This is a genomic window from Flavobacterium orientale (assembly GCF_014638005.1).
GTDB lineage: Bacteria > Bacteroidota > Bacteroidia > Flavobacteriales > Flavobacteriaceae > Flavobacterium > Flavobacterium orientale.
Genome location: NZ_BMFG01000002.1, coordinates 450,226 through 463,435 on the forward strand (window position 1 = coordinate 450,226; position 13,210 = coordinate 463,435).

A 13,210-nucleotide genomic window follows, 5' to 3' on the forward strand; every position below is an offset into this window, starting at 1 on the left:
TTTTTTCCAAAAAAAAAGTAAATTAATTGTTAATTTTTTAAATGAGTGATCATTTAAAATAGGCCATTATCTCATGAAAAAAATCACCTACATTTTTATCTTTATTTTAGTATCTACAAATATAATTGCTCAAAATTTTTCAGAATTACTAATTTCAAAAGAGCTACGTGAAAATGCAAATGCATGTCTGCGTAATCAAGAAACTGAAATTATAATAAAATCCCGAAAATCCATGACTATAAAGTCAAAAAGAGTAGTAACCGTTTTTAACGAATACGGATTACAGCATATGGATTTATATGAAAACCATGATAATGCCAGGAAAGTTATTTCAATCGAAGCTCAGATTTTAAATGCTCATGGAGGTGAAATAAAAAAATTCAAAAAGAAAGATTTTAGAGATCAAAGTGTTGCAGATGGAATTTCAGTATTCACTGACAATAGAGTTTTGTTTTTGGATTATACGCCAATAAATTATCCTTTTACTGTTGTTTTTACAAGTGAAGTAGAAACATCAAATACAGCTTTTATGCCTAGATGGGTACCTCAAGAAGGTTATTTTTTAAGTGTTGAAAAAAGTAAGATAAGTATAAATTACCCAACTGATCTGGGATTCAAATATAAAACCGGAAATTTTGAAGAAAACAATGTTATAAAAAAAGAGGAATCCGGATTTATTTCTTTTGAAATTGAAAATCTTTTAGCATTAAGAACAGAAGAATATGCTCCGAGTATTATTAAATTCACACCTTTTGTAATGTTTGGATTAGATAAATTTCATTTAGAAGGAGTTGACGGTGAAGCAGAAAATTGGACAAAGTTTAGTGAATGGTATTATCAAAATTTGTTGAAAGGTACAGATGAATTACCAGGAGAAACGAAGTCAAAAATAAAAGCTTATGTTGGTGATGAGAAGGATCAAATGAAGATTGCTCAGAAAGTTTTTGAATATGTGCAAAGTAAAACACGTTATGTTAGTATACAATTAGGTATAGGAGGTTGGAAGCCAATGTTAGCAAAGGATGTAGATCGACTTGGTTATGGTGATTGTAAAGCATTATCAAATTACACTCGTGCATTGCTTGATGTGGTTGGCGTTACTTCTTATTTTACCATTATTTATGGTGATAGACAACAACGAGATATTGATCCGGACTTTGTTTCAATGCAAGGAAATCATGCAGTGCTATGTATTCCATATGGAAATGAACTAAAATGGATGGAATGTACCAGTCAAATAGCACCATTTGATTTTCAAGCTAATTTCACGGATGATAGAAATGCATTACTTATTAAGCCGGACGGTGGCGGCATTGCCAAAACAAAAATATATTCAGAAAACGACAATTCACAATTTACTGTTGGAAATTACTCCCTTTCTCAAAATGGCTCCCTTTCAGGTGAAGTTGCTATCAAATCTCGTGGAACACAATATGATAGAAAATATAATTTAGAAAGAAGCTCAAAAGATGATTTAGACAAACATTATAAATCATATTTTGGTACAATTAATAATTTGAAGTGGAAAAATCCGGTTTTTGAAAATGATAAAAACACCGTTGAATTCACTGAAAAAATACAATTGGAGGCGGAAAATTATGCAACAAAAAGCGGTCAAAGAATATTATTTGCATTAAATGCTTATAATCAATATACGTCTTTGCCAAAACGATATAGAAATAGAAATACACCATTCGAAATCTCCAGAGGATTTTATGATTTTGATGATATTACAGTTGACTTGCCTGAAGGATTTTCAATTGAATTTATACCAAGTTCATTTGAACTAAAAGAAAAATTCGGACATTATAAAACTGAAGTTAGTTTAGTAGATAAAAAAATTACTTACAAACGTTCTTTTACAATATATAAAGGAAGTTATACAAAAGCTGAGTATGAAGATTACCGAAAATTTATTGAACAGATTGCCAAAAATGATAATGCTAAAGTAGTATTAATAAATAACTAAAAACAATATGAAATTTTTTAAACAAATTAGTGTAGTTTGTCTCTTTATTTTGATAACATTTTCAGGATACAGCCAAACGTATGATTTAGGAAAAGTAACCGTTAAAGAATTGGAAGAAAAAGAGCATCCAACAGAAAAAGACGCAGAAGCAGCTGTACTCTTTGATATCGGGAAAACTTATTTTGATTATGACACCAACAAGGGGTTTTTAATGATAACAGAAGTTACAACTAAAATAAAAATCTACAAAAAAGAGGGTTACTCTTATGGTGATGTTGAGATTCCTATTTATGTAGGAGATAGTGAAAAAGAAAATGTGAACTTTTCTAAAGCCTTTACCTATAATTTAGAAAATGGTAAAATTGAAAAAACTAAATTAAAGAGTGACGGTGAATTTACCGAAAAGACTAATAAATATTGGAACAAAGTAAAGATTTCTATGCCCAATGTAAAAGAAGGTTCAATTATAGAATATAAATATGTACTTACATCTCCTTTCTTTTCAAACTTACCGGAATGGTATTTTCAAAAAGGAATACCTGTAAATTATTCAAAATTTGAAACCATTATACCAGAATATTATGTCTATAATCCCAGATTAAAGGGATATTCAATGCCCATTGTTTCAAAGACAAGTAAGTCAAAAACTATTAATTATACTGAGAAAACTTCAAGGTCAGGTACAGATCCAAGACCCTCAAATTTTTCTAATGAGCAGATGTCTTATAATGAGGCTGTAACCACGTATATAGCTGAAAACCTGTGGTCAATGAAGTCAGAATCTTTTGTTGGAAATATTAATAATTACAGGTCAGGTGTCAACCATGAATTAACAGTGCTAAAATTCCCAAATTCACCAATCAAAAGTTTTTCAAGCACATGGGAAGATGTGACAAAAACAATTTATGATAGCTCAAATTTTGGTGATGAAGTTAAAAAAACAGGTTATTTTGAAAAAGATATTGATGTTGTTTTGCAAGGAAAAAATACAACAGATGAAAAAGTCGCGGCCATTTTAGACTATGTTAAGAAACAAGTAAAATGGAATGATTTTACTGGGGTTTATTGTAGTGATGGTGTTAGAACAGCCTATAAAAATAAAACCGGTAATGTAGCCGAAATTAATTTAATGCTGACGGCAATGTTGCGTTATGCCGGATTAGAAGCAAATCCTGTTTTGGTGAGTACTCGCTCAAATGGGATACCATTATTTCCTTCAAGATCTGCTTTTAACTATGTTATCGCCGCAGTTGAATTTCAAGACGGATTTGTTTTGCTTGATGCAACAGATGCTAACAGTAACATAAACATATTACCAACAAGAGTGCTGAATTGGGAAGGAAGATTAATTAGAAAAGACGGCACCTCAACTTTTGCTCGTTTAATTCCACCATTTGTTTCAAAAGAAAGTACTTTAGGGTTAGTAACAATTGAACCTGACGGAGTTGTAAACGGAAAAATTAGAGCAACACACTTTGATTATAATGCCTATCAGTTCAGAAACAGATATTTGAATTTATCAAAAGAGAGTTATTTGGAATCATTAGAAAAGAAATATACAAATATTGAAATTGATGATTATGTTTTAAATAACGATAAAGATTTATACAAACCTGTGATTGAAGAATATAGTTTTAAACATAATGGACTAACAGAGATCATTGGAGATAAAATGTATATTTCTCCGTTATTATATTATGCGATGTCAGAAAACCCTTTTAAATTAGAGAAAAGAGATTATCCTATTGATTTTGTTTATCCGGCAGAAGATAAATATACTCTTACACTAAATATACCGGAAGGATATGTCGTGGAGTCTTTACCTAAACCACAAGTATTTGCCTTAAATAATAATCAATTGACATATAATTTTTCTATTCAAGCAACCGGATCAAAAATTCAACTTAATGCGGTTTTAAATATCAACCAATCATTTATTACTCCAAATCATTATGAAGAAATAAAGAATTTCTTTAAAAATGTAGTTGAAAATCAATCAGATAAAATTGTATTGAAAAAATCATAATTTATGAGAAATACTGCCATAGTTTTATTTTTTTTGATTTGTAATACAGTTAGTAAGGCCCAAAATTTTGATTTAGGAAAAGTAACCGTTAAAGAATTGGAAGAAAAAGAACATCCCACCGAAAAAGATGCAGAAGCTGCTGTATTGTTTAACATTGGGAAGACATTTTTTGAGTATTCAGGTGATAATGGGTTTCAGATAGTAACAGAAGTAATTACCAAAATAAAAATATATAAAAAGGAGGGATATGAATATGCAAATTATTCTGAAAACTATTATGTGGGAGGGAATGGTCAAGAAAAAGTTTTTTTTTCAAAAGCCACTACATATAACTTAGTGAATGGAAAGATTGAAAAAACAAAGTTAGATAATCAAGGAGAGTTTATTGAAAAAACAAATAAATTTTGGTCAACAAAAAAGATAACAATGCCCAATGTAAGAGAAGGTTCTATCATTGAATTCAAAGTTCGTATTACTTCGCCTTATATTTCTAATTTTCGGGAGTGGGAATTTCAAAGTGGAATTCCGGTAAATTTTTCAGAATATACCACATATATCCCTGAATACTTTGTTTACAATAGCCATTTCAAAGGTTTTTTAATACCAACAGTAACTAAAGATTATAAAACTAGAAATATCTCATACACCTACACAGAAGATGTTATTCCTGGAATGAATACATCTATGCCTGAAAGAATCAAAACAAATATTGAGTTTAGAGAAGATATGGTAAAATATTCATTAACTAATGTCAAACCTTTAAAAAGAGAGGCTTTTGTTAATAATCTAGATAATTACCGAGCATCAATAGTACATGAAATTGCGGGAACTAGATTTCCGAACAAGCCATATGTAAATTTTTCTACAGATTGGGAAAGTGTAACTCAAAACATTTATAAAGATGAAAGCTTTGGTGATGAATTAAAAAAAACAGGCTATTTTGAAAATGATATAGATGCCGTTTTACAAGGTATAAATACTGACCTTGAAAAAGTAGCAGCAATATTAAATTTTATTAAGAAACAAGTAAAATGGAATGATTTTAATGGGGTTTATTGTAGAGATGGTGTTAAAACAGCCTACAAAAATAAAACCGGTAATGTAGCCGAAATTAATTTAATGCTAACAGCTATGTTGCGTTATGCCGGATTAGAAGCAAATCCCGTTTTGGTAAGTACTCGTTCAAACGGGATACCATTATTTCCCTCATTATCGGCTTTTAATTACGTTATCGCCGCAGTTGAATTTCAAGACGGATTTGTTTTGCTTGATGCAACAGATGCTAACAGTAACATAAACATATTACCAACAAGAGTGCTGAATTGGGAAGGAAGATTAATTAGAAAAGACGGCACCTCAACTTTTGCTCGTTTAATTCCACCATTTGTTTCAAAGGAAAGTACTTTAGGGTTAGTAACAATTGAACCTGACGGAGTTGTAAACGGAAAAATTAGAGCAACACACTTTGATTATAATGCCTATCAGTTCAGAAACAGATATTTGAATTTATCAAAAGAGAGTTATTTGGAATCATTAGAAAAGAAATATACAAATATTGAAATTGATGATTATGTTTTAAATAACGATAAAGATTTATACAAACCTGTGATTGAAGAATATAGTTTTAAACATAATGGACTAACAGAAATCATTGGAGATAAAATGTATATTTCTCCGTTATTATATTATGTGATATCAGAAAACCCTTTTAAATTAGAGAAAAGAGATTATCCTATTGATTTTGTTTATCCGGCAGAAGATAAATATATCATTACACTAAACATACCGGAAGGATATGTTGTGGAGTCTTTACCTAAACCACAAGTATTTGCCTTAAATAATAATCAATTGACATATAATTTTTCTATTCAAGCAACCGGATCAAAAATTCAACTTAATGTGGTTTTAAATATCAATCAATCATTTATTACTCCAAATCATTATGAAGAAATAACTAATTTCTTTAAAAATGTAGTTGAAAATCAATCAGATAAAATTGTATTGAAAAAATCATAATTTATGAGAAATGCTGCCATAGTTTTATTTTTATTCATTTTTAGCACAGTTAGTAAGGCCCAAAATTTAGATTTTGGAAAAGTGTCGAAACAAGAATTAACTGAAAAGAAACATCCAAAAGACACATCAGCTGTTGCAGCAATTTTATTTAAAAAAGCTAAAACCAGTTTTTTTTACACAGAAAAAGATGGTTTTCAGTGTGAAACTAAATATGAAATACGATTAAAAATTTATAAAAAAGAGGGTTTTTCTTGGGCAAATTATTCAATTCCTTATTACATTGGATGGACAAATCTGGGAAAAGACAACATTTTTTTTTCAGACGTTACAACCTATAACTTAGAAAATGATAAAATTGTAAAAACAAAACTCAGTTCAGACGGTACATTTAAAGAAAAAATAAATGACTATTGGATGAAAAAAACAATTACGTTTCCTAATGTTAAAGAAGGTTCAGTAATTGAATTTAAATACAAACTTGTTTCTGAGAATTTAGTAAAGTTACCCGATTTCGACTTTCAAGAACTTATTCCGGTAAATTTTGCAGAATACCGAACTGAAATTCCCGTAAATTATGAGTATAAAACAATTTTAAACGGATATTCAAAAGTTGACCAAGAATCAAAAGATGAAATAATTACCCAATCTATAAATGCGGCCTTTAATCAAACAAACTATTTGACTTATACGCTTAGAAAAAATAAATATACTTTAGAAAATATTCCCGCTCTAAAAGAGGAACCCTATATTGATAATGCAGAGAATTATAGAATAAAAATTAAAAATGAGTTAAGTGCTGTAGTTTTTAAAGATGTTGCTCCAAAAAAATACGCTGAAACTTGGGATGATGTTGCAACCGATATTTCTCAAAACGATCATTTTAAAAAACAAATTGAAAGCAAAGGCTTTTTTGAAAGTAACTTGAATTCAATTTTAAGTAATTCATCAAACCAAACGGAAACTGTAGATGCCATTTTAAAGCATGTTAAAAACAGAATAAAATGGAATGGAATTTATGGCATTTTTCCAAAAGAAGGACTAAAAAATTCCTATAATAATAGAACAGGAAATGTTTCAGATATTAATTTAAATGTATTGGTATTGTTGAGAAACGCAGGAATTAATGCCTTTCCGGTTTTAGTTAGCACTAGAAAAAATGGAAAAATATTCTTTCCAAGTCGAGATGATTTCAATTATATTATTGTAAAAGCAATTGTTGATGGAAAACAGGTTTTGTTAGACGCAACGGATCCAAACACAACTTCAAATATTTTACCATTTCGAAGTATAAACGGAAAGGGTGTAATGATTTCTCTAACTGGTAAGTCAGAAGAGGTCAGTCTTGTGCCTACTTTTTTATCAAAATCAATAACATTCGTTCAGGCTGATTTAAAAGAAAATGGTAGTATAAATGGAAAAGTTAGAGCTACTAAAAGCGATTATCAGGCTTATTTTTTCAGAGATCGCTATATGGGAATTAATCAGGAAATGTATTTGGAAAAATTAGAATCTGATTACAAAAATGTAAACATATCAGATTATAAAATTGAAAATATTGAGGATTTTGATAAAACAATAATAGAAACTTTTTCTTTTACAAATTCAAACGAAGTGAATTTGAATAATAAAACAATTATATTTAATCCTTTGCTTTTTTTTACAAAAAGCGTGAATCCTTTTAAAGAAGAAAAACGTTTCATGCCAATTGATTTTGTTTTTCCAACTCAAGAAAAATACTTGATTACTATAACAATTCCTGAGGGTTACCGTGTAGAATATTTACCACAATCGTATAATGTGGCGTTACCCAATAATGATATTGTGATTAATTTTAACTTGTCAAGCGATCCTACTAAAATTGTTATAAATTCATCATTTGACATTAATCAAGCTGTTTTCGAACCTAATTATTACCAAGATATAAAGAATATTTTTAAACTTTATATTGAAAAACAAACGGAGTCTATAATTCTCAAAAAAATCGAATAATAAATTTTATTGCATAATGAAAAAGTTTAAAATAATCTTTTTTCTGTTGTTATTCAGTAATTTATTAAATGCTCAAAAATTAGAGTTTGGCAAAGTATCAAAACAAGAGTTGAGCGAGAAAAATCATTCAATAGACACTGCTGCTGTAGCAGCAATATTGTTTAAAAAAGCTAAAACTTCTTTAATTTATACAGGAAAAGCAGGGTTTATAAGTGAAACAGATTATGAAGTAAGATTAAAAATTTATAAAAAAGAAGGTTTTTCTTGGGGAAATTATTCAATTCCCTACTATATTGGTTGGGGTAATCCGGATAATGATTACGTTTCTTTTTCAGAGGTAACTACTTACAATTTAGAGAACAATAAAATTAAAAAATCAAAACTCACCTCATTAGGTTCTTTTAAAGAAAAAATCAATGATTATTGGATAAAGAAAACAATTACATTTCCCAATGTAAAAGAAGGATCTGTAATTGAATTCAAATATAAAATCATCACTTTAAGTATTGTAAAATTACCTGATTTTGATTTTCAGGAAACAATACCTGTAAATTTTGCTGAATACCAAACAGAAATCCCGGTTAATTTTGGATATAATACAATTTTAAATGGAGATTCAAAAGTTGAAAAAGAAACTAAAGAGGTAAAATATGGACAATCTCTTTATTCATCTCCTATGGGCTCAAGTTATTTAAACTATACACTAAGAAAAAGTAAATACACTTTAAAAAATATTCAAGCATTAAAGCAAGAACCGTTTGTTGACAATTATGAAAACTATAGAATTAAAATTAAAAATGAACTAAGTTCCGTAGCTTTCAGAGGTTTTCCAATTGAAAAATTTTCACATACATGGAATGAAGTTACTAAAGACATTTCTCAAAATGAATATTTTAAAAATCAAATTCAAAGTAAAGGATATTTTGAAAACGATTTAAAAAATGTTGTCAATGATTCTATGAATGAAACAGAAAAAGTCAACGCTATTCTAGACCATGTAAAACATAAAATTAAATGGAATAAATATTTGAGTTATTTTCCAAAATTAGGAGTAGAAAAAGCATACATTAATGGCGATGGAAATGTTGCTGATATAAACTTGAACCTTCTTATAATGCTTAGAAGTGAAGGTGTCAAAGCTTATCCTGTTTTGGTTAGCACACGTGATAACGGCTTAATTTATTTCCCAAGCAGAGAAGATTTTAATTATGTAATAGTTAAAGCAATAATTAATGATAAACAAATGTTGATTGATGCAACAGATTTAAATTCAACTTTCAATATTTTACCTATTAGAGTTTTAAACGATAAAGGAATTATGATAACGGAATCTGAAGAATCTGAGGAAATTAATCTGTCACCTACAACTTTATCCAAATCCATAACTTTTATTCAAGCAGATATTGATATGCAAGGGATGATAAATGGAAAAATCAGAAGCACAAAAAACGATTATTTGGCTTATATTTTTAGAACTATTTATACTAATATTAGCCAAGATTTGTATTTAGAAAAATTAGAATCTGATTATAACAATATTGAAATCTCAGATTATAATATTGATAATTTTAAGGATTTAGAAAAAACTATAATTGAAACTTTTTCTTTTTCGAGCGAAACCGAAGTAGAAATAAATGACAATAAAATTATTTTTAATCCTTTACTTTTTTATACAAATAAAAGCAATCCATTTATTTCGGAAACTCGAACCATGCCAATTGATTTTATTTTTCCCAATCAAGACAAATATGTAATAAATATTTCAATACCCGAAGGTTATGAAATTGAACATTTGCCTGAACCAACAAACGTTTATTTGCATAATAACAGTATAGTTTTTAACTTCAACATTTCAAGTGATAAAAACAAAATTACAATTGCATCTACTTTTGATATTAATCAAGCTACTTTTAGTCCTATTTATTATGATGATATAAGAAATATTTTTAAACTTTACATTGAAAAACAAACGGAGTCAATAATTCTAAAAAGGAAATAACATGAACCTGAAAAATTCACAACTGGAAGTTGACAACTGGATAAAAAATCACGGAGTTCGTTATTTCAACGAATTGACTAACATGGCTCAGCTTACTGAAGAAGTAGGTGAGGTGGCTCGAATCATAGCCCGTCGTTATGGTGAACAATCCGAAAAAGAAAGTGATAAAAACAAAGATCTTGGCGAAGAATTAGCCGATGTGGTTTTTGTAGTTTTGTGTCTGGCAAATCAAACCGGAGTTGATTTACAAGCCGCTTTTGATAAAAAAATGGATATCAAAACCAAGCGTGACCACGATAGGCATCAAAACAATGAAAAGTTGAAGTAAAATGAATAAGAATTTAGCAGTTTTTTTAGCGAGTATTTTGGTTATGAGTCCACTATTCGGATTATTGCTTTATTTTTTTGAAAAGGAATTAACTAGTAAACAAATTGTTTTTCAAAGTTTATTTTTTGGAGTTTTTATGGCATTAGGTGAAATTTTTATTTTTGAAAGAATAAGAAATAAATCCAAAAAGAATAAAAATAAAGAGGATATAAATGAATAGTAATTGTTCCCTGCTTATCTTTGAGTTTCTTTCTGAGAAATAAAAAAAATGAATTTAAACCTTTCATATAACCCACAACCCGTAACTCGCAACCCGCAACTTAAAATCACCGGTTCCAAATCAGAAACCAACAGATTGTTGTTGTTGCAAGCCTTATATCCAAACATTACTTTAGAAAATACTTCCAATTCCGATGATTCAGAAGTGATGTTAAAAGCAATCCAACAACCGACAACCGATAACGGACAACGGACAAGCGAAATAGACATCCACCATGCCGGAACAGCCATGCGTTTTCTTACCGCTTTTTTTGCCATTCAAGAAGGAAGAGAAGTAATTTTAACGGGTTCATCCAGAATGAAAGAACGACCCATTAAAATTTTAGTGGAAGCCTTAAATCAACTTGGAGCTGAAATCACTTACGAAGAAAATGAAGGTTTTCCCCCAATCCGAATCAAAGGAATAAAAATAATAAAAAATAAAGTTTCGCTTCCCGCAAACGTGAGTAGTCAATATATTTCTGCCTTATTATTAATTGCTCCAAAATTGGAAAATGGTTTAGAAATCACACTGGAAGGTCAAATAACTTCTATCCCATATATTAACATGACATTAGCTTTGCTAAATGAAATTGGAGTTAAAACTTCTTTTAATGGAAATAAAATAGCTATTTGTCATGCTGAACTTGTTTCAGCATCTCAAATCAGGGTTGAATCCGACTGGTCATCTGCATCCTACTGGTATTCTATCATCGCATTATCAGAAATCGGAGCACAAATCACACTTTCAAGCTACAAAGAAAACAGCCTGCAAGGTGATGCCGCTTTAGTTGAAATTTACAAAAGTTTCGGAGTTGAAACCGTTTTCAATGACAACCAATCAATAACACTTTCAAAAAACCGTAACCCGCAACTCGCAACTTTCAACTCGCAACTAAACAATTCCCCCGATATCGCCCAAACCATCGCTGTAACATGCTTCGGATTAGGCATCGGCTGTAATTTAAACGGCTTACACACTTTAAAAATTAAAGAAACCGATAGATTAGAAGCTTTGAAAACCGAACTTTCAAGATTAGGAGCAACGATTTCAGTGACAAATGATAGTTTGACTCTAGAAAGTTCAAAATCAATTATTCCATCAATAAATATTGCCACCTACCAAGACCACAGAATGGCAATGGCTTTTGCCCCATTAGCATTAAAAGTTCCGATAATTATCGAAGAATCAGAAGTCGTCACAAAATCATATCCTACCTTTTGGGATGATTTAAAAGGTTTTGGATTTCAATTTTCACAATAAACTCACCTCAGAAACTCAGTGGCTCAGCTACTCAGCAACTTAATTTAAAAATAAACCTCAAAACACTTGACAACGCCTATCTCACAATCGTATATTTGCATCCAGAAAAATTAGAAGTAGTGAAAACTAGTCACTAATTACTAATAACTAATTACTTTATATGAAATTATCTCATTTTCAATTCAATCTTCCGACTGAATTACTCGCTGAATTTCCTGCCGAAAACCGTGACGAATCTCGTTTAATGGTAATTAACAGAGCCAAAAAAACAATAGAACATAAATTATTTAAAGACATCATCAACTATTTTGACGATGGCGATGTAATGATTATGAACAACACTAAAGTTTTTCCTGCTCGTTTGTATGGGAATAAAGAAAAAACCGGAGCCAGAATTGAAGTGTTTTTATTACGCGAATTAAATGCAGAACAACGCCTTTGGGATGTATTAGTAGATCCGGCTCGTAAAATCCGTATCGGAAACAAATTATATTTTGGTGATGACGATTCGTTAGTCGCTGAGGTTATTGATAACACCACCTCTCGCGGAAGAACATTACGTTTTTTATATGATGGTTCCTATGAAGAATTCCGTTTAAAACTGAGAGATTTAGGTGAAACACCAATCCCAAAATACATCAATAGAGAGGTAACTCCTGAAGATGAAGAAAGATACCAAACCATTTATGCAAAAGTAGAAGGTGCTGTTGCCGCTCCAACTGCAGGATTGCATTTTTCTAAACACCTTTTGAAAAGATTAGAAATAAAAGGAGTAAATTTTGCTGAAGTTACTTTGCATGTTGGCTTAGGAACCTTCAATCCGGTAGAAGTTGAAGATTTGTCAAAACATAAAATGGATTCTGAAGAATTAATTGTTTCCCAAGAAGCATGTGACATTGTTAATGCAGCAAAAATCAGAAAAAGTAGAATCTGCTGTGTTGGAACAACAACCATGAGAGCAATAGAAAGTTCAGTTTCATCTAATAATACTTTAAACCCGTTTAATGGTTGGACAAATAAATTTATTTTTCCGCCATATGATTTTAGTATCGCAGACTGCATGATTACAAACTTCCACACGCCAAAATCAACACTTTTAATGATGATTTCGGCTTTCTGTGGACACGATTTAATGAAAAAAGCCTACGAAGAAGCCATCAAAGAAAAATACAAATTCTATTCTTATGGTGATGCTATGCTAATAATTTAATTTTATTGTCAATCTGAACTTGTTTTAGATTCTAAAATAATACCAAATCCCAATCTTTTTAGGTTGGGATTTTTTTTGGGCGTGTTCCGCCGAAAAGGCGAATGGGCTTTCGCTACTCGCTTTTTTGTTCCGTCCCGCTGGGCTGAAACAA

9 protein-coding genes are annotated in these 13,210 nt (G+C 30.2%); all 9 read left to right on the forward strand.

The window, feature by feature from the left end:
* Positions 1-73 precede the first annotated feature (73 nt).
* Positions 74-1,969: a DUF3858 domain-containing protein gene (locus tag IEV15_RS04515; protein WP_188361308.1), complete on the forward strand. Its 1,896-nt coding sequence runs from the start codon at positions 74-76 to the stop codon at positions 1,967-1,969.
* A gap of 7 nt (positions 1,970-1,976) precedes the next feature.
* Positions 1,977-3,995 carry a transglutaminase family protein gene (locus tag IEV15_RS04520; protein ID WP_188361309.1) on the forward strand — a complete coding sequence of 673 codons (2,019 nt, stop codon included), beginning with the start codon at positions 1,977-1,979 and terminating at the stop codon, positions 3,993-3,995.
* Positions 3,996-3,998: 3 nt separating this feature from the next.
* Positions 3,999-6,011 (forward strand): DUF3858 domain-containing protein, encoded by a 2,013-nt coding sequence (locus tag IEV15_RS04525; protein WP_188361310.1) that lies wholly within the window; start codon positions 3,999-4,001, stop codon positions 6,009-6,011.
* A 3-nt stretch (positions 6,012-6,014) separates the two neighbouring features.
* Entirely contained in the window at positions 6,015-8,000 is a 1,986-nt protein-coding gene (locus IEV15_RS04530) for a DUF3858 domain-containing protein (RefSeq protein ID WP_188361311.1), read from the forward strand.
* A 16-nt stretch (positions 8,001-8,016) separates the two neighbouring features.
* A complete protein-coding gene (locus IEV15_RS04535) occupies positions 8,017-9,999 on the forward strand; it encodes a DUF3858 domain-containing protein (protein ID WP_188361312.1) in 1,983 nt (660 codons plus the stop codon).
* A gap of 1 nt (position 10,000) precedes the next feature.
* Entirely contained in the window at positions 10,001-10,327 is a 327-nt protein-coding gene (locus IEV15_RS04540; RefSeq protein ID WP_188361313.1) for a nucleotide pyrophosphohydrolase, read from the forward strand.
* 1 nt (position 10,328) lies between these two features.
* On the forward strand, positions 10,329-10,547 hold the full coding sequence (locus IEV15_RS04545; protein WP_188361314.1) for a hypothetical protein: 219 nt from the start codon (positions 10,329-10,331) through the stop codon (positions 10,545-10,547).
* A gap of 48 nt (positions 10,548-10,595) precedes the next feature.
* Positions 10,596-11,849: a 3-phosphoshikimate 1-carboxyvinyltransferase gene (gene aroA, locus IEV15_RS04550; RefSeq protein WP_188361315.1), complete on the forward strand. Its 1,254-nt coding sequence runs from the start codon at positions 10,596-10,598 to the stop codon at positions 11,847-11,849.
* Positions 11,850-12,009: 160 nt separating this feature from the next.
* Positions 12,010-13,059: a tRNA preQ1(34) S-adenosylmethionine ribosyltransferase-isomerase QueA gene (gene queA, locus IEV15_RS04555; RefSeq protein ID WP_188361316.1), complete on the forward strand. Its 1,050-nt coding sequence runs from the start codon at positions 12,010-12,012 to the stop codon at positions 13,057-13,059.
* Positions 13,060-13,210 lie beyond the last annotated feature (151 nt).

Coding starts and splice junctions, on each gene's coding strand:
- IEV15_RS04515 (WP_188361308.1), top strand. CDS start 74: ATGAAAAAAATCACCTACATTTTTATCTTTATTTTAGTATCTACAAAT.
- IEV15_RS04520 (WP_188361309.1), top strand. CDS start 1,977: ATGAAATTTTTTAAACAAATTAGTGTAGTTTGTCTCTTTATTTTGATA.
- IEV15_RS04525 (WP_188361310.1), top strand. CDS start 3,999: ATGAGAAATACTGCCATAGTTTTATTTTTTTTGATTTGTAATACAGTT.
- IEV15_RS04530 (WP_188361311.1), top strand. CDS start 6,015: ATGAGAAATGCTGCCATAGTTTTATTTTTATTCATTTTTAGCACAGTT.
- IEV15_RS04535 (WP_188361312.1), top strand. CDS start 8,017: ATGAAAAAGTTTAAAATAATCTTTTTTCTGTTGTTATTCAGTAATTTA.
- IEV15_RS04540 (WP_188361313.1), top strand. CDS start 10,001: ATGAACCTGAAAAATTCACAACTGGAAGTTGACAACTGGATAAAAAAT.
- IEV15_RS04545 (WP_188361314.1), top strand. CDS start 10,329: ATGAATAAGAATTTAGCAGTTTTTTTAGCGAGTATTTTGGTTATGAGT.
- aroA (WP_188361315.1), top strand. CDS start 10,596: ATGAATTTAAACCTTTCATATAACCCACAACCCGTAACTCGCAACCCG.
- queA (WP_188361316.1), top strand. CDS start 12,010: ATGAAATTATCTCATTTTCAATTCAATCTTCCGACTGAATTACTCGCT.